Raw genomic sequence first — 26071 nt, 5'->3', positions numbered from 1 at the left:
CATGTACCATCAAACTTCCCCATAAGAAAAGACGCCACATAGCGTCTTTCCTACGAACGAAACGGAAACACAAGAATAATCGTCGTTCCTTTTCCGAGTGCACTATCAACGGAAATTGTCCCGTTATGAGCATGAACGAGCTGTTTTGTAATGGCTAGGCCAAGTCCAGTTCCGATGTTGCTTTCTTCTGTGTTTGTTCCGCGGTAATATCGTTCAAATAGAAGTTCTTTCGTTTTTTCATCCATTCCTTTTCCGTCATCCGAAATGGAGAGTATAAAGGAATTGGCGTTTTGTGATAGTTTTACGATGACAGTAGTTGTTTCGTTATTATGTTTTACAGCATTTACGAGTAAGTTTTCGATAATACGCTGGAACCATTTTTCTTCAATGAAATATTGAATTTTATTTGAGCTCGGTACGAATTCAATATTTTGATTTTGAAGTGTTGGATTATTAATAAATTGCAATAATACTTTTTGGACGAACTGATTGATTTCAACGTTTACGTGCTGTGCAGGAAGGCTATTATTTTTTAATTGATACGTTAAGCTTAAATCATCAATTAATGTCGTCATATATTGAGATTTCTCTTTCATAACACTACCAAATTGTTGAATATCACGATCGGTCCAGTTGTATTGATTCGATTCTAGTAATAATGCGTAGCCATATATAGAGCTAAGTGGTGTTTTTAAATCATGCGTTAGACCGGTAATCCATTCTTCTCGTGTTTGCTGAAGTACTTGCCTCATCGCATCATTTTTCTTGAGTGTAATAGAAAGGTGTTCTAGTGAACTTGTCACATCTCTAAACAAACGGAATGACCATTTTTCTTTACCAGATCGCCGGAACCTGACAGGCTTTCCTTTTTTACTAATAGGTTCTTCATACTTTCCACCAGCGATATTTTTAAGCCAGCGCATCGCATGTAATAACGGTTTCCCGAATTTATTACCATACCAAATAGAAAGAATGACTAAATAAACAAATACGATAAGAAGGATTAATCCGCATCCAATGAGAAACTTCTTAGTAAATACATCTTCAATTTCGTCATCTGGGTAGTAGTGATCATTTTTTGCAGTTACAACGAGAAGGTTGCCACTATTTGCATCGTAAAAGCTAGACGTGTTTTCTTTATGATTCCAAGGTTCTTTTTCATTAAGGGCGATTTGTATTGCTGAAAATGTTTTTTTCTTTCCGGTTGTATAAGAAAAAACCTCTTCGCCATTTTGATTAAATATTTGAAGTGCTGCTTTTTCTTTAGACAGTAACTGTTTTTCTTGATCTGTTAATGTGAACGAATCCATTGTTAAAGAGGAATGCTCCTTTTGAATTGCTGTTAGTAAAGCATTGCTTTTTAACATACCACCATAAATAACAAGTACTTTCTTTTCTTCTAATTCAATTTCCCAATATGTAAATTTATAATTACTTTCGATATGATGTTGTATATATGCGACTAAAGATGTCTTCGTATAAGCATTCGGAACATCATTTGGTGTATTAAAGTGGTAGAGGATTTTTCCGTTTTCATCTACAACTTGGAGCCAATCATTTTTCTCCTTTATTAAATCTTGCACTTCAGATTGTAATGAAATATGCCCATCTTCTGAAGAGATGTATCTTGAAATCGTAAAACTATCAGAATCTGGAATGTTAGGTTCATATAAAGTACTAGTAAGAAGAAAAATTAAATAAGTAAAAGCAGCAACTACAGCGATAAGTAATGTAACTAAAACAAAAACGTGTTGCATGATAAATTGAATAATAAGTCGTTTATTAAAATTCATATCGTCACCCTACTTTGTAACGAACTTATAACCAAGGCCGCGAACAGTTTTTATATATTCTGGTTTACTTGGATCGTGTTCAATTTTTTCACGTAGTTTTCGAATGTGGACCATAACAGTGTTGTCATCGCCATTATAGGCAGGTGCTCCCCAAACTTTTTCGTATATTTCCTCTTTCGAAAATACGTAGTTCGGATTCTCGCAAAAGAAGAGTAGTAGTTGAAAGAGTTGAGCGGAACATTCGACAATGTGACCATCCACTGTCAGTTCTGCAGAGTGTTGATCAATTTCAAATCTTCCAAATGAAATCGAGTGTGATTTTTGTTCGTGCGGTACTGCTTGTTTCATATGTCTCCGAAGCTGTGCTTTCATGCGTGCTACTACTTCTAATGGATTAAAGGGCTTCGTAATATAATCATCCGCACCGTATGAAAATCCAGATATTTTATCTAAATCAGATGCTTTTGCTGATAGGAAGAAAATGGGACAATCTGTTTGTTGGCGAATGATTGGACAAATATCAAAACCAGATTGTCCAGGAAGCATTACATCTAAAATAATTAAATCGTAATTGTTTTCCTTAGTTAGAGATAAAGCTATTTCAGCTGATGTTGCAGTTGTAATATGAGAAAAACCTTCTTTTTCAAGAATGGTAGTTAGTAATTGTAAAATTGCTGTTTCATCATCAACGAGTAAAATATTTGCTTGGTACATAAACATCCCTCCTAATTTTCTCGAATATCATATCATTCTTTTGTAACTTATGGAATTTTTAAGGAAATTTTAAGGTTTTCTTTCGCAAAAAATTAAGAATCAAATGATATGATAAAAGTAACATAGGGGAGGAGATGAGTGTGAATCCGTTTCAAGTGATGCGAGCTAGATATTTTTTAATTGTATTTGCACTATTAATTTTAATAGCGAGAAGTAGTGGCGAGTTGCTAACAAGTATATTTCATATACAAAATTCTTCTTTTATAAATATCCTTATATTCTATATCCTTCCGATGGTATGGATTTTTTATGAGTATAAAAAGCATCGCATTTCATTTTCATTGTTTGTTAATAAAAATGAAACATTTAACTTGGTGCAAGTTTTATACATTACGGTTATGTTATGCATATTTAGTTACGGGTATCTTATTTTGTATATGTATAGTTTTGCATGGATCACACCAGACTTTATTATGAATGCATTGCATGAACCGATTATAGATAGTACTGGGGGATATGTATATCAAGTCATTAGGGTTGTATTCATCGCACCAATTATCGGGGAGTTTGTTTTTCGCGGATTTTTACTTCAACGCTTTGCAACAAAATGGGGAACGAGCATAGCGACCATCGTTGTAGCAATATTGTTTGCATTGTTACATGTTGATTTCCTCGGTGCAGCCATATTCAGCATCGTATTGTCGATCGTATATATTCGTACGGAAAGTTTACTCATGCCAATTGCAATACATATGTTAAACAATGCATTTGTAATGGGCGCGTCTTTTTTAATAAGTAGAGAAAAAATTATGAGTTTTGCAGACTTCTCAAATTATACGACATTCTTTCCTGGACTTATTATATTTATAACGGGATTAAACTTAGTACTTATCTTTTTATTTGTTAATCGCAAGTATTGGAGTAAAGAAGTGCCAGTTATATATGCAGAGCAGGAAAAGAGCTTTTCAGATGTAGTCGGGAGTAAATAAGATGAAGAAGACGGTTGAAAAAATATTAAAAGAAATTATAGATGCTACGTCTATTGCAGATATGTGTGATAAAAGCTTTTGTAATTGGATTCAACCTGTAGTATTTGTTTTCTAGTAATCATTTAAAAGAAAATATTATTTCTCTTCTTATTGTATTAGGAGTTGTACTAATATTTGGTCTAATTGTAGAAGAAATGATGAAGCGCATCTTCAGAAAAAATGGAGAGAAGTATATGTGGGTTCATAAAGTATTCGAGAAAGTAATAGTGGCTTTCCTTTTGTTTTATAGTATGAAAACAATCATTTACTTTATAGCTTTGAAACATCATTAATTCTAAATTTGAAAGGGATGTATAAAATTATATGAATGAAACGATATCATCAAATAAGTTTTTTTATTTGATTTTACTTAGTCTAGTGTTAATAACGACAGTGAATGTTATTTTGCGCTGGGAGGAAGCTTACTTTTTCATGTATTTAGCGCTCCATTTGTTGGGGATTTTATGTATAAGTGGTGGAGTCGTTACTGAAAAAAAGAGTGAAGAAAGCGTTAACTATATGTGTGTGATCGGTCTTATTTTACTTTTAGCTGTACAGGGTATTATGAAATATAGTTCCTTCTCTTTACAAGATTTTAGTTTATTAATAGATGTACTTCCTTAAAGAGGCTCTTTATGTTATCTAAAAAGCAAGTAGGGTACGTACTAGTTTTAATCGGATTTTTTAAGATTATCCCGCTATTTGCCGGGCAGTAAGACCCCACTGATTAAAGTTTCGCTTTATTATAACGACGCTATTCTTTCAAGACTATGAGTATATTTGATATGTAAAAGGCGTTGGTTTGTAAGTGCTTCCGGATTATGAACCGAAGAAAGTGTTTAAAGATAGGTAAAACTCTTCTTATGTAGAAGAGTTTTTTTATGTAAATAAAAAGATCCAGAGCAATTCACATAATAAGCTTGTTCTAATTTAGCGTGTACGAACTTACAATAATAATAGACAGGCAGCATAGAGGAGGGAATAGCGTGAGGAAGGTTATTGGTTGGTCGCTTTTTTTGTACGTTGGATTTGCGTTACTTATATATTGGTATTTATTTGGATGGAATCATGAACTTATTCCGGACATGTATAAAGGAACAAGTGCAGATCCAGAAAGGTTTATGAGTGCTAGAGAGCTTACGCTAAGCCAAGATTATTCGCGCGTGAAAAATTTACTATACTTTTTAGCGACGCCTCTTGAATGGATTATTTTATTATTTGTACTTGTGCTAGGTATTTCAAGAAAGTTTGAGAAATGGTCGAAGGAAACGACTAAAATAAGTGTCTTGCAAGTTGCGATTTATCTCTTTTATTTATCATTACTGACAACAGTGCTTGCCTTACCGATGCAATGGATTGGCCGGAAAGTATCCGTTGATTACGGCATTTCAACACAAAGTACACAAAGCTGGATAAAAGATCATGTTATCGGTTTTTGGGAAAGTTATGCGACTATGTTAATTGTAGTTACCGTTCTATTATGGCTTATCCGTAAATTTCCGAAGAGGTGGTGGCTAGCAGGGTGGGCGCTCTCTGTTCCATTTACAATCTTTTTAACATTCATACAGCCTGTCGTTATTGATCCGCTTTATAACGACTTCTCAACGCTGAAAAATAAAGAATTAGAAACGAAAATTTTAGCGATAGCAGACAAAGCTGACATTCCTGCTAAACACGTATATGAAGTAAATATGTCAGAAAAAACGAATGCATTAAATGCTTACGTAACAGGAATTGGTCCTAACGCCCGTATTGTAATGTGGGATACAACGCTTAAGCAGTTAAAAGATAAAGAGATATTATTTATCATGGCTCATGAAATGGGACATTATGTTATGAAGCATATATACTTTGGCGTTGCAAGTTATGTATTGCTATCGTTTATAGGTATGTTTTTAATTAGTCGTATTATAAATATGTGTATTCGCAAATGGGGAGATACATTGCAAATTTCAAAAGTAGCATGTTTCTCCATTTTACCTTTATTTTTCTTAATTTCTTCTGTACTCTCTTTTGCAGCACAGCCAGCAACAAACTACGTTTCACGTATAGAAGAAAGAGCGGCAGATCAATATGCTTTAAATATGACGAAGGATGGTAAATCTGGTGTGAAAACTTTTCAATATTTATCAAAAACAAGTTTAAGCCAAGTCAATCCGCCTGCGTTAGTGAAATTTTTCTTATACACGCACCCACCAATTTTTGAAAGAATTCACACGTTTGAACAATATGAGAAACAAAGAAAAAAGGAGTAGCTATTATGCTACTTTTTTTTATAGAGATATAAGTTTCATATTGGGAATATTTATCATTGTTTTTTATTGCGATTTTGTAAATAATAAGCTATAAAATTCTAAAAATCTATATATAAAGGAATAAAGGTGAAAAAATGTATTTTTTACAAAATTTAAAAGTGAAATATAAATTATTAGCGCTTATTTCATTAGCAGTTTTAGGTATGATAATTATAAGCAGTGTAGCAATTCATTCTATTAATAAGATTAAACAAGATACAGAGGTTGTAGTAGATGATTATCAATATTCTGCAATTTTATTAGAAGGAATGCTTCGCACACAAAATTCACTAGAATATAACTTATTAGAGTTAATTACGGCATCACAAAATGAAGTAGCAAATAAAGAGGGAATAATTGATAATATTGAAAAGGATCTTAAAAAATATGATTCTTTATTAAAAGAATATGATGATGGTTTTAATTTAAGTAAGCAAGAGGATGAACTGTTTCAGAAGATGAAGAAATCTTTACCAAGTTATAAAGATACATATAAAAAATTATTTGAAAAGGCGAAGGCAACAAACGAGCCACAAATGGTACATGAATTTCAGAAGGAATTAAAACCGAAGGGAATAGAGTTAGCTGGTTATGCAGTGGATCTAGAATCGTATGTTTCAAACTTAGCTGATCAAGTGTTTAAAGATTCTCAAAAAATGATTGATCGATCCGTTATTACCTTTATCATTCTTGTAGTAGTTACTACAATCGTTATATGTATAGTAAGTTATATTATTAGCAAGCTTATAGTTGCTCCTTTACAAACGGTTAGTCGTATGATGGAAAGAGCGAAAGAAGGAGATTTAACCGTACATGGTGATTATACTGCTAAGGATGAATTAGGTGTATTAGTAAGTAATTTTAACGAGATGATTGCAGGGCTAAGAACAAATATGCAAGAAGTAGAGAATAATATTCAGCTTTTATTCCAACATGCAGACGGAGTAGTATCTGCATCAGAAGTATCTAGTAGTGCAGCGAAGAAAATCACTATGGATATTGAAGAAGTTGCAAATGGTGCAGAGAGTCAAATGCAAGCAATGGAACAAACTGCGGGTGCGATGGAAGAATTGACACAAGGAATGCAGAGTATAGTCAATACATCGTCCTCTGTAAATGAATTGTCTGCTCAATCAGCATTAGATGCAGAGAATGGTAACAAATTAATGAAACAAATGATTCAACAGATGGATACAATCCAAAATTCGGTACATAGCGGTGTGAAACAAGTAGAGACTATGAAAGAACAATCAGAAGAAATTGTTAAAATCATTGATGTTATGCAAGGTATTACCTCTCAGATTAACTTATTAGCATTAAACGCCGCAATTGAGGCTGCACGTGCTGGTGAAAGTGGTAGAGGATTTGCAATTGTGGCAGATGAAGTGCGGAAATTAGCAGAACAATCTAGTGATTCTGCAAAACAAATTGAGAATCTTATTACTCAAGTTATGGGAACAACGAACCATACGGTACATATGATGGGGAAAGTAGATAATGAGGTACAGGCAGGTACACAAGTAGTAATGCACACAGAAAAAGTATTTGGAACAATTACAGAAAAAGTACAGCAAGTATCTGAGCAAATTCAAACGGTATCTATGTCTACAGATGAAATTGCAGCGAGTAGTGAGGAAATCTCGGCTTCTGCAGAAGACATGGCTCAAATTTCCCAAAGATCATCTGACCGAACTGATAGGGTAAAAGAGTCTATTCAACAGCAAGAAAAATCTGTTCAAGAGATTTCGGTTTCAATTGAACATATGCATAACGCAGCAGGAAAATTAAAACAAATAGTTGGCCAATTTACTCTTCAAAAGTAGTAGCATATTTGAGTGTTAATAAATATAAAAAAGCATCCTCTTTTAAGAAAAAAGGATGCTTTTTTTATTACTACTATTCTTAGATTTCGAGCATTTTCAAGGTGATGATCTGTACATACTAGATTTGTATATTACTTATTTTTTGACAGTTTAAGACATTTATCGACGAGAATTATTTCTGTATTAGTGTTTTTAGATCCTGCTGTTGCAATATTATTAGATACTGTTTTTACCGGATTTAGACCAACTAGTATGCAAGTAGTAGGGATTATCCTTATATTTGTAGGGATGGCGCTAACTTTTCGCAAGGGAAGAGAAGGCGAGTTATCAGTGGAGAGGAATGCTACCTCTGAAATATAAATCATGAATATAGTAACCTTCATTAGGCATCTCCTTTACGCGCCAATAAAGGGAAGTTGTAAAGTGAAAAGGAGTTTATAAAGAGATTGTAGAATGTTTTAGTATATAACACCTTAGATGTGACAACTTCCTTTTTGAAAAAGAAAGAAGGAGGCATAAAGCAGAAAGGTAGTGGAAATATTTCTTCTAGAAGATTTGCATTTTATCTTACATTCACCAAAAAATAGTACTCCTGAAACAATGAAGTTCATTTTATTTGAATGAAATAGGGAGAGAGGACGATGAAGAAAAAAATATTGGGTGTAATGATGATTGCGACAATGGCAGGAGGGATATTTGCAGGGACGAATGTGACGCCTGTAAAAGCGGAAGAGTATCCACAAATGATTGTGTTTGAAGATGTTCCATACGGGTTTTGGGCATATGACGCTATTATGGATTTAGCATATCATAAAATTATATTAGGGTATGGAAACGGGAAGTATGGTGTTGGTGATCTTACAACACGTGAACAAGTAGCTGGTATTATTTACAGAACACTTGAAATGAAAGAAGAAGGATCAGTAGCGAATCCGTATAAAGATATTTCTGATAGTACAACAACTTTTAAAAAGGAAATTTTGGCGTTAACAAAACGTGGTGTTTTTACAGGGGATGGGCAAGGGAACTTTAGGCCGAAAGCACCAGTCTCTAGAGCGGAAATGGCTGTCATTTTAAAACGAGCATTTACTTTTGAAACGAAGCAAAAACATACATTTAAAGATATTCCAAAAGGCCACTGGGCAGAAGATGCAATTAGTGCGCTACAATCTAATAATGTTGTAAGAGGAACTGGGAATGGCATGTATGAATTAAATCGCCCTGTACCTAGAGAACAATATGCTCAATTTATTAATAATGCGATTATTAATTATCATTTGAAAGAGGATTGGAGATAGAGTGAAATATGAAAGCACAAATAGAAATATTTGTGCTTTTTTGTTTGTTTAAAAAAGAATTATTATTCGTTTTTATGTATTTTTAATGTTATACATAAGCTTTATAATCAACCCCATAAAAAAGACATGATGTGTAATATGATTCACAAAACCGTCACGAAATGTGTCGGAAAATATATTGTTACTATACTATTTGTTATGTATATTTGAAAAAACATATACATATTGGGGAGGAAATGTAATGAGCAAAAAATTATTAAAAACAGCTACAGCATTAACAATTATGGGTGGGGTGTTATTCTCAGCAGAGAGTAACAATGTAAAAGCGGAAAGTGCACCGTTGCAAAAAACAAATACAATTGTATTTAAAGATGTACCAAAAGGGCATTGGGCATATGAGGCGATTCATGATTTAGCGGAACAAGAAATTATTTTGGGATATGGCGATGGAATATTCGGTTTTGGGGATAATGTAACACGTGAGCAAGTTGCAGCTTTAATTTACCGTGTGTTTGATATGGAAGAACAAGATGAATATGAAAACCCATATGGAGATATCGATGAAAATTCAACAAGCTTTATCGAGGAAATATTGGCTTTAACGGAAATGGGAATTTTCCAGGGAGACGAGAATGGAAACTTTAGACCGAAGGCGACGTTAACGCGTGCGGAAATGGCACAAGTTCTTACGAATGCTTTTGACTTACAGGCAAAGGGATCTCATAACTTTAATGATGTTTCAGCAAATTCATGGGCAACGAATGCAATTAGTGCAGTACAAACAAATGGTATTACAATGGGAATCGGAGAAGGTAAATTCGGTCCGTCTATGAAGGTAACGAGAGAACAATACGCACAGTTTTTACATAGAGCAATATTGCATGATATGGAACAAGGGCAGTAATAAAGTTTAACTAGTCAAAGTGAAATTTAAAAATAATACAAAAAGGTCGTTGTTGTATAACAGCGGCCTTTTTTTGTATGAAATAAAGCGCGAAAGAATGGCGTTTTGAAAAAAAAATGAAGTGAATTTTCAAAAAAAACTTCCTTTTCTGAAGATTTGTTATATAATATAAAACATGAAATCAAATCTGTTATAAAACAGTTTAAGAAGGGGATGCTAATATGTCGACGCAAACTTCACGGGTTACACTCGTTGGAGAAATGTTACCAGCGTACAACGAAATATTGACACCTGAGGTGCTTAGTTTTTTGAAGGAACTACATGAGAATTTTAATGAGCGCCGCATAGAACTTTTACAAAAACGTGTAGAAAAACAAAAGAGAATTGATGCAGGGGAGTTTCCGAAGTTTCTAGAAGAAACAAAACACATACGTGAAGCGGATTGGACAATTGCCAAGCTGCCAAAAGACTTAGAGGATCGCCGCGTAGAGATTACTGGACCGGTAGATAGAAAGATGGTCATTAACGCTTTAAATTCAGGAGCGCATCTTTTTATGGCGGATTTTGAAGATTCGAATTCACCAACTTGGGAAAATGCAGTGGAAGGTCAAATCAACTTACGAGATGCAGTAAAGGGAACGATTTCACATGAAAATGATAAAGGGAAAGAATATAGATTAAATGAGAAAACAGCTGTACTCATTGTACGTCCAAGAGGATGGCATTTAGAGGAAAAGCATATGCAAGTTGATGGGGAAAATATGTCAGGTAGCTTAGTAGATTTCGGCTTGTACTTTTTCCATAATGCGAAAGCTCTTTTAGCAAAAGGGAGCGGCCCATACTTTTACTTACCGAAAATGGAAAGTTATTTAGAAGCGAGATTATGGAATGATGTATTCGTATTTGCTCAAAAATATATCGGCATTCCAAATGGAACGATTAAAGCAACTGTGTTACTGGAAACGATTCACGCTTCGTTTGAAATGGATGAAATTTTGTATGAGCTAAAAGATCATTCTGCTGGCTTAAACTGTGGAAGATGGGATTATATTTTTAGCTTTTTAAAGAGTTTCCGTAATCATAATAAATTCTTACTACCAGATAGAGCACAAGTCACGATGACAGCGCCATTTATGCGTTCGTATTCTTTGAAAGTAATTCAAACGTGTCACCGCCGTAATGCACCAGCAATTGGAGGAATGGCGGCACAAATTCCGATTAAAAATAATCCAGAAGCGAATGAAGCAGCTTTTGAAAAAGTGCGTGCTGATAAGGAGCGCGAAGCTTTAGACGGTCATGACGGGACTTGGGTTGCTCACCCTGGACTTGTACCGGTTGCAATGGAAGTATTTAATCACATTATGAAAACACCAAATCAAATTTTCAGAAAAAGTGAAGAAATATGTGTAACAGAAAACGATTTACTAGAGGTACCGGTGGGAACGATTACAGAAGAGGGCCTTCGCATGAATATTAGCGTAGGTATTCAATATATTGCATCTTGGTTAAGCGGACGGGGAGCAGCACCCATTTATAACTTAATGGAAGATGCGGCAACTGCTGAAATTTCAAGAGCACAAGTATGGCAATGGATTCGTCATGAAGGTGGAAAACTAAATGATGGTCGTAATATTACGCTTGAATTAATGGAAGAGCTAAAAGAAGAAGAATTAGCAAAAATAGAAAGAGAGATTGGTAAGGAAGCCTTTAAGAAAGGGAGATTCCAAGAGGCGACAATGTTGTTTACAAATCTCGTTCGAAATGATGAATTCGTACCATTTTTAACATTACCAGGTTATGAAATTTTATAAAAAATGAAAAGGGGATGGAATAAATGAAAAACGAAAGAATCGAGAAATTACAAGAAAGCTGGGAATTAGATGAGCGTTGGAAAGGGATCACACGTCCATATTCGGCAGAAGATGTAATTCGCCTGCGCGGATCAATTGATATTGAACATACATTAGCGCGCCGCGGTGCTGAGAAGCTTTGGACATCGCTTCATACAGAAGACTATATTAACGCACTTGGCGCATTAACAGGAAATCAAGCGATGCAACAAGTAAAAGCTGGGTTAAAAGCGATTTACTTAAGTGGTTGGCAAGTGGCAGCTGATGCAAACCTTTCTGGACATATGTATCCAGACCAAAGTTTATATCCAGCGAACAGCGTACCTGCTGTAGTGAAACGAATTAATCAAACACTTCAACGTGCGGATCAAATTCAACATATGGAAGGAAGCGATGATACAGACTATTTCGTACCGATTGTAGCAGATGCAGAAGCTGGATTTGGTGGACAATTAAACGTATTCGAACTGATGAAAGGTATGATTGAAGCAGGTGCATCAGGTGTGCATTTTGAAGATCAATTATCTTCAGAGAAAAAATGTGGCCATTTAGGTGGAAAAGTACTACTACCAACGCAAACAGCGGTACGTAATTTAATTTCTGCACGTCTTGCAGCAGATGTAATGGGAGTGCCAACAATTATCGTTGCAAGAACAGATGCAGATGCAGCTGATTTAATTACGAGCGATATCGATCCTGTTGATAAAGCATTTATTACAGGAGAAAGAACACCAGAAGGATTTTACCGTACGAATGCAGGTCTTGATCAAGCGATTGCGCGCGGTTTAGCGTATGCACCGTATGCAGACCTCGTTTGGTGTGAAACGTCGGAACCAAATTTAGAAGATGCAAAACGATTTGCGGACGCAATTCATAAGGAGCATCCAGGAAAGTTACTTGCATATAACTGTTCACCTTCATTCAACTGGAAACAAAAACTAGATGAAAAAACAATTGCGAGCTTCCAAAAGGAAATCGCATCTTACGGTTATAAGTTCCAATTCGTAACACTTGCTGGATTCCATTCATTAAATTACGGTATGTTTGAACTAGCACGTGGCTATAAAGAGCGCGGCATGGCAGCATACTCTGAACTACAACAAGCTGAATTTGCAGCAGAAAAACACGGCTACTCTGCAACACGTCATCAACGCGAAGTAGGAACAGGTTACTTTGATGAAGTTGCACAAGTGATTACAGGCGGAACTTCATCAACGACAGCGTTAAAAGGATCTACAGAAGAAGCACAGTTTACGAAATAAAAGGAAGGGGCACCTGTTTGAAGGGGGCCCCTTGTTATTTTGTGAACGATTCGAAAAGAGATATCAATTTATCGGCAAAAAACGATACTAACTTTTCTTTATTACTAAATCAACGCCACTCAGCCCTATGATTACGAATAAACTTCATATCTTTCTCATAATGCTCTAGATGTCCTTCATCAATCATTCTTTGGAAATTCAAGTCGCCTTCTTGCGCTTTTCGTTTCATATATGTACATAACCCTTCTAATCGTAGCAACACCATTCCTAAGTAATCTTCATCCATATTTTTACCATAGGAATGAACGAATAATTTCACTCTCTCTTTAATACGATCTGCATGTTGCGATGATTCATAATGAATGGCTTCACCAGATTCTGTATAATACACTCTACTTAAAGGCACACAAGTATAAAGTGTATAAGCGATATCCCATAGTCTTGGACCAGGAGCAGCAACATCGAAATCAATAATCCCTACTGGCTTCTCATTATTAAAAATAATGTTATATATGGCAAAATCATTGTGGCATAAAACCTCAATGTTATTTGGCGTGTGATCCATCGGTTTCCAATCATCTAATAGCGGAAAATCACTTACAGCATCATGGTAAAGGCGGAGCATCTTTGCGATTCCTTTTAATACATCATTAGATCGCATATATTCTTTTAAAGGATAATTCCCAGCTTCTCCTTCAATAAAGGATAAAACCTCTCTATCTTCTTCATCTACACCTAAAAACTTTGGAGTATAATGAAATCCTTTGTTTTCTAAGTGTTGTAATAGCTTATGGATTTTTGCGCTATCTGGCTTTAACTCTCGACGAACAGTATTTTCAGAACGATATACGTTCGAAACGTTTTCGCCTGTTAGCTTTTCTTCGTTATCGTAGTTTGACATGTGAAAATTCCCCCTATAATTAAAAAATCCAATTCCAAATAGTGAATAGACCAACAATGGCAGAAAAGAGAAGGCAAGCAAGGAATGCTAGACAGCCAAAAGGAACTAGCTTATCTTGCCATGTTTCTTTATACTCATAAATTAACTCCTCTGCTACTTTCTTCTGCACTGAAGATAAAGGTTGATCTTTATACAAAGCTTTTATATGGTTAGAATCGCCTTTAAACTTTAAAGCGCGTGCAATATGATGAGGGTTATTTCCCATTGATTTCTCAAATAATAAACATGATTCATGCATAATATCTGTTTTATGCTCCTCTAGATACCAGTAACGTCCAGCCATTTCTGGATATTGTAATTTATAATAAATATCTCCGAGTTGTTTTCGAAGATGTAATTCATTTGGGTATGTAAAGATGAGGCCGTGCAATCTGTCTCTTGCTTTTCCAAGATTATTATTTTCAATATCCTCTTCGATTCTTTTTAATGTTTTTCTAGGAATTTTGTTGTTCATAAATTCCTCCTTATTTGGAATAGAGATAATTATATTTTATAAGAAATACTAAAAATTAGAAATTCCATTTTAGAAAAAGATTGTACATTTTATTTTAATGTGCTATGATGATGTCAGTTGAATAGTTAAATTAAGCAATCCATATGTTATCAAGTGCTGAAAACGAACGAGAAAAAGTATGTGAGAACTAGTTTATGTTTCGTATTTGATAATGTGTGGATTCTTTTTTTAGACAGGAAGACTAAAAAATTTAAAATTTGTATTTTCTTAGGAGGAAATAATTATGGCAGTAACAGGACAAGTAAAATGGTTTAACAACGAAAAAGGTTTCGGTTTCATCGAAGTTCCAGGCGAAAACGACGTATTCGTACACTTCTCAGCAATCGAAACTGACGGTTTCAAATCTTTAGAAGAAGGTCAAAAAGTTAGCTTCGAAATCGAAGACGGTAACCGTGGACCTCAAGCTAAAAACGTAATCAAACTATAATTTTATAGTTGATGATGGAAAAAAGGATGGCTAATGCCATCCTTTTTTTTTAGGTTGTGCAGAAATTTTTTTCAGAGCCTGTTTTTATATCTAAATCTCTTTTTCTATGTTACAACTGGTAAAAAATTATCGGGAATGCGTATTAGTTTCTGTATAAGAATTAGTTCAGCAAGAGCATTTGCTGCGTATGATAGTAAATAACTATAAGTTTGTATTCTTTATTGAAATAGGGGAATCTTTTCCAGATAGACCTTGAGTCTCATCTTTTTTGTTAGTATTGTTATTGGAATTTTGTACGTTTTGAGATGATGTTTCTAACAGTTGTTCTTGTTCCTTGCTAGGAGTATTCAGAGCATCTGAGGGGATGCTATTAACCTGCTGACTTAATAGATTTTCTTTATCCATAGTATACAACTCCTTTTTAGAATTCGATAAAAAGCAATGTAATTATAAATAGCTACTTATATATATTGTGTTTTTGAATGACATTATATACAAAACTTATATTACAAAGTTAATTAATTGACGAATTGTTAGTGATGGAAAAAGATGTACAAATTTAAATTTTTTAGTAAAAATTAAAAGCGGGTAACAAGTACAAATACTCTTTCTCATGTTTTATATAAGGATCATATTACAAATTAAAAAAGATGTAGAGAACCTTGGAAGAAAATATAGTTGTTTTTCTAAGGGTGAAGAAGAATAAATAAAATGATACTACAAATGTAAAAAGGCTTTCCAAAAAGGAAGGCCTTTTACTCTTTTTTCGCTACGTTTTTCTTCTCACGTTTTTTACATTCTGTACATTTTGATTTACGAAACGGTTTGGCAAAGAATAGCAGAATAAAAAATAAACCGAATATAATACTAGCTGAATTTTTCACGATAATGACGCTACTATTTTTCATTTGAATCGATGGTTGGATCTCTTTTTCTTCCATAGTGGCCCTCCATATATTGGATTTACATTTTAATTATAACAAAGTTAATTGTTGTAATGATGTGAAATGAGGAAGTGATTTCAAATATTTATAGCAGTATAAATGCTTTTTTGTGCACAATGCCATCTTGTTATTTTTATATATTTATTTTGAAATTTGAAGAATGTTTGATAAATAATAAATTAATGTAAAATAGTAGAATGTGCAATCCGTTTTCTTTTCATAGGTGCTAAAATTATATATGCAGCTGCTAATATAAATGGAAAAAAGGAGATAATAGAGTATGGAAAGTAAAGTGGAACGCTATGTCGAAAATTATGTTGTAACGAAAAATACGATGGCCTTACTTCCTGTTATTCTAAGTGAAAAGAAAATTGTTACGCGAGTCGTTGAAATGAATGATTCTTTTTTCGTATTTCAAAAACCACTAGATATTATAGAAAGAAGTTGCCGAAAGCATGGTTCTAGTTTCTTAGGCAGAAAAGAAGGAACGAAAGAATTAACTCATATTACACATAAAGCACCGATTGCGATTAGTCCTACAGATCAACTTTATTTTTTCCCTACCTATTCTTACTCTAGAAAAGAGTGCGCTTGGTTGTCTCATTTTTATATTGAAGGTAATAAAGAATTAAAAGATGGAAATCTTATTATTAGGTTTATAAATGGCTTTGCTGTGAAATTAGAAATATCAAAAACTAGTTTTGAAAATCAACAAAATCGTACAGCGAAATTGCGTACTGAATATGAAGATCGTAGGAAAAAACAAGGGAGCCCTTGTTTTAAAGAGATTGATAAAAAAGAGGAATCAACATTAAGACCTGCTTATGAGAGAGTGTATTTTGTGAAGGAAGGCGAAGTGTGAAAGGATGGGGGAATCATCCCCATTCTTTTTTTGTTTATCCGCTATTTACCGGGCAGTAAGACGCACACATCAAAATTCAGCGAAAGCAAAGAAGTTAGGTGGGGGCCCTGCTGCCTGTAAAAGCCGGATTGGTGAGGGTTGATTAAAGTTTCATTTTATCAATCTTTATAGATAAAGAGATGTGTTAGAAAAACCGAGTTGTAATTTCATTTACCGATAAAAATATCGGAAAACCACCTAAATAACAAAACGAACGACATTTCCTGTCGAATATTGATAGATTATCATAGCTAAATAATGAAGGAATTCTTATGAAAGATATGGAAACTTTAATAAATACATCTCCATATGTCGTATCTACCATTTCCTCTTTCATATAAGCAATGATACAGTAGGGATAGTATTTAGAGTAAAGGGGTAAAGTGTAGAATGGATTTTCAGACAATCAAAGAGTATTTTTCACCAGAAAATATGGATCATATTGTTGAGAGTTATAAAGCGTTCGGACCACTTCTTGGTATTGGTTTACCGATGATAGAGGCGTTGATTCCAGCATTACCGCTTATTGTATTTGTACTGGCGAATGCTGTTGCATTTGGCTTTTGGCTCGGTTTTCTTTATTCATGGCTTGGATCAGTAATGGGTGCATTACTTGTCTTTTTCATCATCCGCCATTTTGGTCGCAGTCGTTTCTTTTCGTTTGTAAATAAGCATGAGAGAGTAAGAAAAGCAATGGGGTGGATTGAAAGGAAAGGATTCGCACCGATTTTTGTTATATTTTGTTTTCCGTTTACACCGTCAGCGCTAATAAATGTTGTCGCTGGTTTATCACGAATTAGTGTAAAACAGTTTGGGCTAGCGTTAGCATTCGGAAAGCTTGTGATGATTTTTATTTTAACGTATATCGGTCATGATTTAATGTCATTTATTCATAATCCGGTGAAATCAGTCATTGTAGCGATTGGTATTTTTATTTTATGGTATGTCGGTAAGAAAATTGAAGTAAAGTTAGAACTACATTAAGAATAGTCTTCTTTGTAAAGGAAAGCTTCAGTATTAAAGGATAAGGGGAGAAGCGGATGAAGAAAACTTTGAAAAAAGAAGGCATAGAGTGGATACGAACAATTTTAATTGGTGTATTATTAGCTGTATTTTTTCGAACGTTTTTCTTCTCAACGTATGTTGTAGAGGGGAAGTCAATGATGCCGACATTGCAAGATGGTAATATGCTCGTTGTAAATAAGGTGAGTTATCAAGTTGGGGACTTGAACAGATTTGACGTTGTGGTGTTTCATGCGAATAAAAAAGAGGACTATGTAAAGCGAATTATCGGTTTACCTGGAGATCATATTGAATATAAGCATGATAAGTTATATATAAATGGACAATTTATTGATGAGCCGTATCTAGAGAAATATAAGAAAGAGATAAATGGAAGGCAACTAACAGGCGACTTTAAATTAGAAGAGTTAACGAAAGAAAAGCTGGTGCCACCCGGGTTTATTTTTGTAGTAGGTGATAACCGGCTCGGGAGCTGGGATAGTAGACACTTTGGCTTTGTAAAAGCTGATACAGTCGTCGGTAAAGTTGATTTGCGATATTGGCCAATTCAAGAGGTGCAAACGAATTTTTCAAAAGGTTGATATAATAGATAGAAGTATAGAAAAGACAAACAACTCAGTTTGTCTTTTTTCGTGTACTATAATACAATTATAGTAGCAAACTAACGTTCGTTATGTAAGTGAAAGGTGGGGTTACATGTCACTTCGATTTGTGATTGGTAGAGCGGGAAGTGGAAAAAGTACACTTTGTTTACGCGAAGTGCAAGAAGAGTTAAAACAGCGCCCGAGAGGGAAAACAATATTATATCTTGTGCCAGAACAGATGACATTCCAGACGCAGCAGGCGTTAATTGGAAGTGAGGATGTAAGAGGTTCTATTCGGGCACAAGTTTTTAGTTTTTCACGATTAGCGTGGAAGGTACTGCAAGAAGTTGGCGGAGCGAGTCGTCTTCATATTGATGAAGCTGGTGTACATATGTTACTCCGTAAAATTGTAGAGTCTCGTAAAGATGGATTATCGGTGTTCCAAAAAGCAGCGGAGCAAAACGGTTTCTTTGAACATCTTGGCAGTATGATTGCGGAATTTAAACGTTACAATGTAACGCCATCTAACGTATATGAAATGTGGCAACAATTAGATGCGCATAGTAGCAGTGCCGAACAAAAGCTACTAGCGAATAAAGTGTATGATTTACAGCTATTATATGATGATTTTGAACGTGCTTTAATTGGAAAATATTTAGATTCAGAAGACTACCTGCAATTGCTAGTGGAAAAGCTTCCGCAGTCTGAATATGTAAATGGTGCGGAAATTTATATAGATGGATTTCATTCATTCTCCCCGCAAGAGTTAGAGATTGTAAGACAGCTTATGGTTTGCGGAGCGAGAGTTACAATCACGTTAACGATAGATGAAAAAACGTTAGCGCAGCCAGTAAATGAACTCGATTTATTTTATGAAACGACGTTAACGTATGAAAAAATAAAACAAGTAGCACGTGAAGGGAAAATAGAAATTGAAAAAACAATCCCACTTATGGAACAGCCGCGTTTTCATTCTCCAGCATTAGCGCATTTAGAAGCTCATTATGAAGCGCGTCCGAATGAAAAATTTAACGGTGAAGCGAGTGTAACGATTAGTACAGCTGCGAATTTACGAGCGGAGGTAGAAGGTGTTGCTCGTGAAATTCGTAAACTTGTTGCGGATGAAAGGTATCGTTACCGAGATATTGCAGTGCTTCTTCGTAATGGGGAAAGTTATTACGATGTGATGCGAACGTTATTTACAGATTATAATATCCCGCACTTCATCGATGAAAAACGCCCGATGTCACACCACCCATTAGTAGAATGTATTCGTTCTGCACTCGAGATTATTAGTGGGAATTGGCGTTATGATACGGTGTTCCGCTGCGTGAAAACAGAGCTTTTATATCCATTAGACGTAAGAAAAGAAACGATGCGTGAAGAAATGGATGAATTTGAAAATTACTGTTTAGCGTACGGTGTACAAGGAAAGAGATGGACTTCAGAGGATTCATGGATGTATCGCCGTTATCGTTCTCTTGATGATACGAACGGGATGATTACAGACGGTGAACGTGAAATGGAAGAAAAAATAAATAGGCTACGTGACGTTGTAAGAACACCTGTTATTCGCATGCAAAAAAGGTTAAAGCGTGCAGGAACAGTTATGCAAATGTGTGAAGCAGTTTACTTATTTTTAGAAGAACTGGATGTTCCGAAGAAGCTAGAAGAATTACGTATACGTGCAGAAGAAAGTGGAGATTTCTTATTTGCGACAGATCATGAACAAGTATGGGAAGAAGTAATGAGTCTTCTTGATACATTTGTAGAGATGCTTGGTGAAGAGAAAATGTCTCTTTCTATGTTTACGGACGTTATGTCGACAGGTCTTGAGGCACTTCAATTTGCTAACATTCCGCCGTCATTAGACCAAGTGTTAATTGCTAATATTGATCACTCCAGGTTATCTGACGTGAAAGCAACGTTTATTATAGGTGTAAATGAGGGGGTCATTCCAGCAGCACCTATGGATGAAGGTATGCTTTCTGATGAGGAAAGAGAAGTTCTTGGTGCGGCAGGGATTGAATTAGCGCCAACGACGAGACAAACTTTGTTAGAAGAACAGTTCGTTATGTATCAAATGGTAACGAGAGCGTCTGAGAGGTTATACATTTCATGCCCGCTTGCAGATGAAGAAGGAAAGACGTTACTTGCGTCTAGCTTTATTAAGAAAATAAAAAGAATGTTCCCTAATGTGAAAGATTCATTTATTACGAATGACGTAAATGATTTATCACGTTCAGAACAAATTTCATACGTAGCAACGCCAGAAGTAACGTTATCTTACGTTATGCAGCAACTACAAACGTGGAAGCGATACGGATTTGAAGGGAATTTAGACTTTTGGTGGGACGTATACAACTTCTACGTAACTTCAGATGAATGGAAACAAAAAAGTAGCCGCGTCTTATCAAGTTTATTCTATCGAAATCGTGCGAAGAAACTAAGTACAGCAGTAAGTAGAGATTTATATGGAGATATAATTAAAGGAAGCGTCTCTCGTATGGAACTATTTAACCGTTGTGCATACGCTCATTTTGCACAGCACGGTTTATCACTTAGAGAGCGTGATATTTTCAAGCTTGATGCACCAGACATCGGTGAATTATTCCATGCGGCATTAAAGAAAATTGCGGATAAGTTATTGCGTGAAAACCGCACTTGGGCGGATTTATCTATAAAAGAGTGTGAGCATCTTTCTGTCTTAGTAATAGAAGAAATCGCACCGTTATTACAACGACAAATTTTATTAAGTTCAAACCGTCATTTCTATTTAAAACAAAAACTACAACAAATCATTTTCCGTACGTCAATCATTCTTCGTGAACATGCGAAGTCGAGCGGATTCGTACCAGTTGATTTAGAAGTGCCATTCGGTATGGGCGGTACAGGATCACTTCCGCCGATGGAATTCTCACTACCAAATGGTGTGAAGATGGAAGTAGTCGGCCGTATTGACCGTGTTGATAAGGCAGAAGATGAGAACGGGACGTTCTTACGTATTATTGATTATAAATCAAGTTCAAAAGCGTTAGATTTAACAGAAGTGTATTACGGATTAGCACTTCAAATGTTAACGTATTTAGATGTTGTTACTTCGAATGCACAGACGTGGATGAAAAAAGGCCAAGCAGCATCACCAGCGGGTGTATTGTATTTTCATATCCATAATCCAATTGTTGAAATGAAAGGTGACGCATCTGAAGCCGAAATTGAAAAAGAAATTTTAAAGAAATTCAAAATGAAAGGACTCGTACTAGGAGATGCTGACGTTGTTCGTTTAATGGATAACAAACTTTCAACAGGAAGCTCGGATATTATTTCTGCTGGCCTGAAAAAAGACGGTAGCTTTAGTGCGCGTTCAAGTATTGCAAGTGAGCAAGAGTTTAACGTATTGCAAAAATATGTACACCATACGTTTGAAAATATTGGAAAAGATATTACAGAAGGTGTTATCGATATTGCTCCTTATAAAATGGGAAATAAAGCAGCGTGCACGTTCTGTAACTTCAAATCTGTTTGTCAATTTGATGAGTCACTTGAAGATAATCAATTCCGTACGTTAAAAGATATGAAAGATAGTGAAGCGATGGAGAAAATAAGAGAGGAGGTTGGCGGAGAATGATAGAAAATTGGCCTAAAAAACCAGAAGGTAGTCAATGGACAGATGACCAGTGGAAAGCTGTTGTAGCGAACGGACGTGATATTTTAGTTGCGGCTGCAGCTGGATCAGGTAAAACAGCAGTATTAGTTGAACGTATTATTAAAAAGATTATTAATGAAGAGAATCCAGTCGATGTCGACCGCCTGCTCGTTGTAACATTTACAAATGCAGCAGCGCAAGAGATGAAAAATCGAATTGGGGAAGCGTTAGAAAAGGTATTAATTGATGAACCAGGCTCTCAGCATGTAAGAAAGCAACTGAGCCTATTAAATAAAGCTTCCATTTCAACAATTCACTCATTCTGTTTACAAGTAATTAGAGGATATTACTACATGCTGGATGTTGATCCTCGTTTCCGTATTGCGAATCAAACAGAAAATGAATTGTTAAAAGAAGAAGTGCTAGATGACATATTAGAAGAAGAGTACGGAATCGAAGATAATACAATCTTCTTTGAACTTGTTGATCGTTATACGAGTGACCGTAGTGATGATGACTTACAACGTATGATTTTAGCGCTTCATACAGAGTCAAGAGCGCATCCAAATCCGGAAAAATGGCTTGATAAATTAGTAGAAGCATATGACGTAGAAGGAAAGACAATTGAAGATTTAGTATATGCTTCTTATTTATTAGAAGATGTGAAATTCCAGCTTGAAACAGCGGAACAGCATATTCGTAAGGCAACAGAACTCGCAATGCTTCCTGACGGTCCAGCGCCTCGCGTTGAAACCCTGCAAGCAGATGTAGCATTACTTGGAACGTTATCATCAGCTGCTCGTGAGTCGTGGACAAGCGTGTATGAAGCGATGCAAAACGTATCGTGGCAAACGTTAAAGCGTATTAAGAAAAGTGATTACAATGAAGATGTTGTAAAACAAGTAGACTCTCTTCGTAATAAAGCGAAAGATGAAGTAAAGAAATTACAAGAAGAGTTATTTAGCCGCAAACCTGAAAGTTTCTTACGAGATTTTCAAGATATGCACCCAGTATTAGAAAAGCTTGTTCAACTTGTAAAAGTATTTACAGAGCGTTTCCAAGCGATGAAGCGAGATAAAGGAATGGTCGATTTCACAGATTTAGAGCATTTCTGTTTACAAATTTTAAGTGAACAAAGTGAAAATGGTGAAATGAATCCGTCAGCAGTGGCGTTCCAATATCGTAATAAATTTACTGAAGTATTAGTCGATGAATATCAAGATACGAACTTTGTACAGGAATCCATTATTAAATTCGTAACGAAAGATTCTGAGAGTGAAGGAAACTTGTTCATGGTTGGTGACGTAAAGCAGTCGATTTATCGTTTCCGACTAGCTGAACCAGGACTATTCCTAGGAAAGTATAAACGCTTCACACAAGAAGGATTGGGCGGCGGAATGAAGATTGACTTAGCGAAAAACTTCCGTAGTCGTCATGAAGTACTAGCAGGTACGAACTTCATTTTCAAACAAATTATGGGCGAAGAAGTTGGAGAGATTGACTACGATGCTGACGCTGAATTAAAACTAGGTGCTACCTATCCAGAAGGTGAAGATGTAGCGGCAGAATTACTCTGTATTCAGCAAACGGAAGAAGAAGTAATAGACGGTGAAGAAGGTGCAGAAGTCGAAAAAGCACAGCTTGAAGCTCGCCTTATGGCGCAGCGCATTAAAGCGATGGTTGATTCCGGTTATGAAGTGTATGACCGTAAAACGGATAGTATGCGTCCTGTACAATACCGCGACTTCGTTATTTTACTTCGCTCCATGCCGTGGGCGCCGCAAATTATGGAAGAGTTAAAATTGCAAGGAATTCCGGTATATGCTGACCTTGCGACTGGTTATTTTGAAGCAACGGAAGTAAATATTATGATGAACGTATTCCGCGTTATTGATAATCCGATGCAAGATATCCCGCTTGCAGCTGTACTTCGTTCCCCAATCGTTGGATTAAACGATGAAGACCTTGCGACGCTTCGTGCTCACGGAAAGAAAGGCTCGTTTTATGAAGTAATGAGCTCATTCTTAAAAGGTGCACCGCTTGAAGAGGAACAAGAACTTCATGAAAAACTAGAGTGGTTTTATAACTTACTGCAAGGATGGCGTGAATTTGCACGTCAACAATCACTTTCTGATTTAATTTGGAAAGTGTACGGCGAGACAGGTTATTACGACTTCGTTGGCGGTTTACCAGCTGGAAAGCAAAGGCAGGCAAACTTACGCGTACTATATGACCGTGCAAGACAATATGAAGCAACATCATTTAGAGGATTATTCCGCTTCTTACGTTTTATTGAACGTATTTTAGAACGCGGTGATGATATGGGGACGGCGAGGGCCCTCGGTGAACAAGAAGACGTTGTTCGCATCATGACGATCCATAAAAGTAAAGGGCTAGAGTTCCCGGTTGTATTTGTAGCTGGACTCGGCCGTCGTTTTAATACACAAGACTTAATGAAACGTTTCTTACTCCATAAAGATTTCGGTTTCGGTTCGCAATTTATCGATCCGCGTAAACGAATTAAATACACGACATTATCACAGCTTGCGATTAAACGTAAAATGAAAATGGAATTAATTGCGGAAGAAATGCGCGTACTATACGTAGCGTTGACGCGTGCGAAAGAGAAGTTAATTTTAATCGGAACAGTTAAGGATGCAAATAAGGAGATGGAAAAATGGCTTGATGCGAGGGAACATAGTGAATGGTTATTACCGGATCACATACGTGCCGGAGCGTCTTGTTATTTAGACTGGATTGCACCTTCATTATATAGACACCGTGATAGTGAAATGCTTCTTGAATTAGGACAAGGAAGTATTCCAGATGAAATTTACGGGTATGACACGAACTGGAAAGTAGAAGTTGTGGACGGTAACACGCTACTTGCACCAGAGCCAGTTCAAGAAGAGAAACAAGAATTGTTAGAAGCGCTTCGTGAGAAAAAGGCTGTTCCCCTGCAAAGTGAACGGAAAGAAGAAGTGTACGACAGATTAATGTGGAAGTACGGATATGAGGATGCAACATCTTATCGTGCGAAGCAATCTGTTACAGAAATAAAGAGAAATTATCAATCTGAAGAAGGTAGCGATAATGCCTTTATTAAAAAACTACGTGCGCCAATTAAAACACGTCCGCGCTTTATGGAGAAAAAAGGATTAACGTACGCAGAGCGTGGAACAGCAGTCCATGCCGTTATGCAGCATGTTGATTTGAAGAAGCCGATTACGGTTGAAGTTCTGCAAGAGCAAATTGCTGGAATGGTAAATAAGGAATTATTAACATTCGAGCAGGCGGAAGAAATAGCGATTGAAAAAGTAATTTCATTCTTTGACAGTGATTTAGGTAAAAGGGTACTAGCGGCGAAAAGTGTTGAGCGTGAAGTGCCATTTACGATGATGCTTGCAGCAGAAGAAGCATATCAAGATTGGCAAGGGAAGAGTGAAGAAACGATTCTTGTCCAAGGGGTTATCGACTGCATGATTGAAGAGGAAGACGGCATTACGTTAATCGACTTCAAAACAGATACGATTGAAGGGAAATTCCCAGGCGGATTCGAACAAGCAAAACCAATTTTAGAAGATCGATATAAAGTACAGCTTTCGTTATATGTAAAAGCGCTGGAGAAAAGCTTACAACATCCTGTGAAAGAGAAATGTTTATACTTCTTTGATGGGAATCATGTTGTAAATATTGAGGAATAGAGGGGCTTGAAAATGGTAACGGAAAAAACGTTAAGAACTTGTGAAAAAGGACATGAATACTACAAAAGTAGCGATTGCCCAACTTGCCCGACTTGTGAGAAAGAAAAGAAACCTAAAACAGGATTTCTTTCACTTCTTTCATCACCAGCACGAAATGCGCTGCAACATCATGGAATTCACACGATAGAAGAACTATCCAAGTATAGTGAAAAAGAGATTTTAAAACTGCATGGTATGGGACCTGCGTCTATGCCGAAGCTTAGAAAGGCTTTGGAGGAGAGAGGGTTATCATTTAAATAAAATGAAATAGTGCCTCTTTACTACTTACTTGTTTATACTGCTATTTGTGGACAGTAAAGCTCTTTCTTATTAAAATTTCATTTTAATAATTTTGAATTAGA

21 protein-coding genes and 3 pseudogenes are annotated in these 26071 nt (G+C 35.9%); 18 read left to right on the top strand and 6 right to left on the bottom strand.

What is annotated here, in order from left to right:
* Positions 1 to 50: 50 nt before the first annotated feature.
* Together MR167_RS07185 and MR167_RS07180 are read right to left on the bottom strand one after the other, a co-directional pair.
* Complete coding sequence (locus MR167_RS07185; RefSeq protein WP_001010455.1) at positions 51 to 1793, bottom strand: sensor histidine kinase; 1743 nt, start codon at positions 1791 to 1793, stop codon at positions 51 to 53.
* A 9-nt stretch (positions 1794 to 1802) separates the two neighbouring features.
* Positions 1803 to 2507 carry a response regulator transcription factor gene (locus tag MR167_RS07180; protein WP_000283858.1) on the bottom strand — a complete coding sequence of 235 codons (705 nt, stop codon included), beginning with the start codon at positions 2505 to 2507 and terminating at the stop codon, positions 1803 to 1805.
* A 140-nt stretch (positions 2508 to 2647) separates the two neighbouring features.
* On the opposite strand from MR167_RS07180, the gene MR167_RS07175 reads away from it, so the two are divergent.
* From MR167_RS07175 to aceA, 11 genes and pseudogenes are all read left to right on the top strand, one after another.
* A complete protein-coding gene (locus tag MR167_RS07175) occupies positions 2648 to 3496 on the top strand; it encodes a CPBP family intramembrane glutamic endopeptidase (RefSeq protein ID WP_001067992.1) in 849 nt (282 codons plus the stop codon).
* Position 3497: 1 nt separating this feature from the next.
* Positions 3498 to 3828: pseudogene (locus MR167_RS07170) on the top strand (hypothetical protein).
* 31 nt (positions 3829 to 3859) lie between these two features.
* The gene (locus MR167_RS07165; protein WP_001006051.1) at positions 3860 to 4159 is read left to right on the top strand and encodes a DUF2101 family protein; all 300 of its coding nucleotides are present in this window, start codon (positions 3860 to 3862) and stop codon (positions 4157 to 4159) included.
* A gap of 362 nt (positions 4160 to 4521) precedes the next feature.
* Entirely contained in the window at positions 4522 to 5790 is a 1269-nt protein-coding gene (locus MR167_RS07160) for a M48 family metallopeptidase (protein ID WP_242314264.1), read from the top strand.
* Positions 5791 to 5924: 134 nt separating this feature from the next.
* Positions 5925 to 6704 (top strand): annotated as a pseudogene (locus MR167_RS33665) (MCP four helix bundle domain-containing protein); the annotation flags it as partial.
* Entirely contained in the window at positions 6699 to 7652 is a 954-nt protein-coding gene (locus MR167_RS33660; RefSeq protein ID WP_404978327.1) for a methyl-accepting chemotaxis protein, read from the top strand. The pseudogene MR167_RS33665 and the gene MR167_RS33660, both read left to right, overlap by 6 nt.
* Positions 7653 to 7710: 58 nt before the next feature.
* A pseudogene (locus MR167_RS33315) lies at positions 7711 to 8012 on the top strand (EamA family transporter); the annotation flags it as partial.
* A 281-nt stretch (positions 8013 to 8293) separates the two neighbouring features.
* On the top strand, positions 8294 to 8950 hold the full coding sequence (locus tag MR167_RS07145; protein ID WP_000727105.1) for an S-layer homology domain-containing protein: 657 nt from the start codon (positions 8294 to 8296) through the stop codon (positions 8948 to 8950).
* Positions 8951 to 9191: 241 nt separating this feature from the next.
* Positions 9192 to 9854 carry an S-layer homology domain-containing protein gene (locus MR167_RS07140; RefSeq protein WP_012614769.1) on the top strand — a complete coding sequence of 221 codons (663 nt, stop codon included), beginning with the start codon at positions 9192 to 9194 and terminating at the stop codon, positions 9852 to 9854.
* A 221-nt stretch (positions 9855 to 10075) separates the two neighbouring features.
* Positions 10076 to 11665: a malate synthase A gene (aceB, locus tag MR167_RS07135; RefSeq protein WP_242314260.1), complete on the top strand. Its 1590-nt coding sequence runs from the start codon at positions 10076 to 10078 to the stop codon at positions 11663 to 11665.
* A gap of 23 nt (positions 11666 to 11688) precedes the next feature.
* On the top strand, positions 11689 to 12966 hold the full coding sequence (gene aceA, locus MR167_RS07130) for an isocitrate lyase (protein WP_000787346.1): 1278 nt from the start codon (positions 11689 to 11691) through the stop codon (positions 12964 to 12966).
* A gap of 109 nt (positions 12967 to 13075) precedes the next feature.
* Here aceA and MR167_RS07125 read toward each other — a convergent pair whose 3' ends face one another.
* Positions 13076 to 13867 (bottom strand): phosphotransferase, encoded by a 792-nt coding sequence (locus tag MR167_RS07125; protein WP_242314258.1) that lies wholly within the window; start codon positions 13865 to 13867, stop codon positions 13076 to 13078.
* A gap of 19 nt (positions 13868 to 13886) precedes the next feature.
* Positions 13887 to 14381 carry a DUF6584 family protein gene (locus MR167_RS07120; RefSeq protein WP_001060337.1) on the bottom strand — a complete coding sequence of 165 codons (495 nt, stop codon included), beginning with the start codon at positions 14379 to 14381 and terminating at the stop codon, positions 13887 to 13889.
* 283 nt (positions 14382 to 14664) lie between these two features.
* On the opposite strand from MR167_RS07120, the gene cspA reads away from it, so the two are divergent.
* A complete protein-coding gene (cspA, locus tag MR167_RS07115) occupies positions 14665 to 14868 on the top strand; it encodes an RNA chaperone/antiterminator CspA (protein ID WP_000301518.1) in 204 nt (67 codons plus the stop codon).
* A gap of 201 nt (positions 14869 to 15069) precedes the next feature.
* Here cspA and MR167_RS07110 read toward each other — a convergent pair whose 3' ends face one another.
* The gene (locus MR167_RS07110; protein ID WP_000356915.1) at positions 15070 to 15273 is read right to left on the bottom strand and encodes a hypothetical protein; all 204 of its coding nucleotides are present in this window, start codon (positions 15271 to 15273) and stop codon (positions 15070 to 15072) included.
* A gap of 350 nt (positions 15274 to 15623) precedes the next feature.
* Complete coding sequence (locus tag MR167_RS07105; protein ID WP_000391375.1) at positions 15624 to 15809, bottom strand: hypothetical protein; 186 nt, start codon at positions 15807 to 15809, stop codon at positions 15624 to 15626.
* A 283-nt stretch (positions 15810 to 16092) separates the two neighbouring features.
* Between MR167_RS07105 and MR167_RS07100 the strand changes: the two genes are divergently transcribed.
* The 6 genes from MR167_RS07100 (at position 16093) to MR167_RS07075 (ending at position 25970) form a co-directional block, all read left to right on the top strand.
* A complete protein-coding gene (locus MR167_RS07100) occupies positions 16093 to 16674 on the top strand; it encodes a competence protein ComK (RefSeq protein ID WP_000444446.1) in 582 nt (193 codons plus the stop codon).
* Between the two features lie 429 nt (positions 16675 to 17103).
* Positions 17104 to 17697: a TVP38/TMEM64 family protein gene (locus tag MR167_RS07095; RefSeq protein WP_000347517.1), complete on the top strand. Its 594-nt coding sequence runs from the start codon at positions 17104 to 17106 to the stop codon at positions 17695 to 17697.
* A gap of 56 nt (positions 17698 to 17753) precedes the next feature.
* Positions 17754 to 18317 (top strand): signal peptidase I, encoded by a 564-nt coding sequence (lepB, locus tag MR167_RS07090; RefSeq protein ID WP_000751896.1) that lies wholly within the window; start codon positions 17754 to 17756, stop codon positions 18315 to 18317.
* Positions 18318 to 18432: 115 nt separating this feature from the next.
* Positions 18433 to 21948 (top strand): helicase-exonuclease AddAB subunit AddB, encoded by a 3516-nt coding sequence (addB, locus tag MR167_RS07085; RefSeq protein ID WP_242314256.1) that lies wholly within the window; start codon positions 18433 to 18435, stop codon positions 21946 to 21948.
* Entirely contained in the window at positions 21945 to 25670 is a 3726-nt protein-coding gene (gene addA / locus MR167_RS07080; protein ID WP_242314255.1) for a helicase-exonuclease AddAB subunit AddA, read from the top strand. The genes addB and addA overlap by 4 nt, the downstream gene beginning before the upstream one ends.
* Positions 25671 to 25682: 12 nt before the next feature.
* Entirely contained in the window at positions 25683 to 25970 is a 288-nt protein-coding gene (locus tag MR167_RS07075) for an RNA polymerase alpha subunit C-terminal domain-containing protein (protein WP_000255718.1), read from the top strand.
* Positions 25971 to 26071: the final 101 nt, after the last annotated feature.

Source organism: Bacillus cereus group sp. BfR-BA-01355, from assembly GCF_022663675.1.
GTDB classification, from domain to species: Bacteria; Bacillota; Bacilli; order Bacillales; family Bacillaceae_G; genus Bacillus_A; species Bacillus_A thuringiensis_S.
This window is presented reverse-complemented; position numbering and strand designations above follow the sequence as displayed.

Bases quoted from the DNA above. Each gene is read 5' to 3' on its own strand.
- MR167_RS07185 (WP_001010455.1), bottom strand. From the start codon at position 1,793: ATGAATTTTAATAAACGACTTATTATTCAATTTATCATGCAACACGTT.
- MR167_RS07180 (WP_000283858.1), bottom strand. From the start codon at position 2,507: ATGTACCAAGCAAATATTTTACTCGTTGATGATGAAACAGCAATTTTA.
- MR167_RS07165 (WP_001006051.1), top strand. From the start codon at position 3,860: ATGAATGAAACGATATCATCAAATAAGTTTTTTTATTTGATTTTACTT.
- MR167_RS33660 (WP_404978327.1), top strand. From the start codon at position 6,699: ATGATTGCAGGGCTAAGAACAAATATGCAAGAAGTAGAGAATAATATT.
- MR167_RS07145 (WP_000727105.1), top strand. From the start codon at position 8,294: ATGAAGAAAAAAATATTGGGTGTAATGATGATTGCGACAATGGCAGGA.
- MR167_RS07140 (WP_012614769.1), top strand. From the start codon at position 9,192: ATGAGCAAAAAATTATTAAAAACAGCTACAGCATTAACAATTATGGGT.
- aceB (WP_242314260.1), top strand. From the start codon at position 10,076: ATGTCGACGCAAACTTCACGGGTTACACTCGTTGGAGAAATGTTACCA.
- aceA (WP_000787346.1), top strand. From the start codon at position 11,689: ATGAAAAACGAAAGAATCGAGAAATTACAAGAAAGCTGGGAATTAGAT.
- MR167_RS07125 (WP_242314258.1), bottom strand. From the start codon at position 13,867: ATGTCAAACTACGATAACGAAGAAAAGCTAACAGGCGAAAACGTTTCG.
- MR167_RS07120 (WP_001060337.1), bottom strand. From the start codon at position 14,381: ATGAACAACAAAATTCCTAGAAAAACATTAAAAAGAATCGAAGAGGAT.
- cspA (WP_000301518.1), top strand. From the start codon at position 14,665: ATGGCAGTAACAGGACAAGTAAAATGGTTTAACAACGAAAAAGGTTTC.
- MR167_RS07110 (WP_000356915.1), bottom strand. From the start codon at position 15,273: ATGGATAAAGAAAATCTATTAAGTCAGCAGGTTAATAGCATCCCCTCA.
- MR167_RS07105 (WP_000391375.1), bottom strand. From the start codon at position 15,809: ATGGAAGAAAAAGAGATCCAACCATCGATTCAAATGAAAAATAGTAGC.
- MR167_RS07100 (WP_000444446.1), top strand. From the start codon at position 16,093: ATGGAAAGTAAAGTGGAACGCTATGTCGAAAATTATGTTGTAACGAAA.
- MR167_RS07095 (WP_000347517.1), top strand. From the start codon at position 17,104: ATGGATTTTCAGACAATCAAAGAGTATTTTTCACCAGAAAATATGGAT.
- lepB (WP_000751896.1), top strand. From the start codon at position 17,754: ATGAAGAAAACTTTGAAAAAAGAAGGCATAGAGTGGATACGAACAATT.
- addB (WP_242314256.1), top strand. From the start codon at position 18,433: ATGTCACTTCGATTTGTGATTGGTAGAGCGGGAAGTGGAAAAAGTACA.
- addA (WP_242314255.1), top strand. From the start codon at position 21,945: ATGATAGAAAATTGGCCTAAAAAACCAGAAGGTAGTCAATGGACAGAT.
- MR167_RS07075 (WP_000255718.1), top strand. From the start codon at position 25,683: ATGGTAACGGAAAAAACGTTAAGAACTTGTGAAAAAGGACATGAATAC.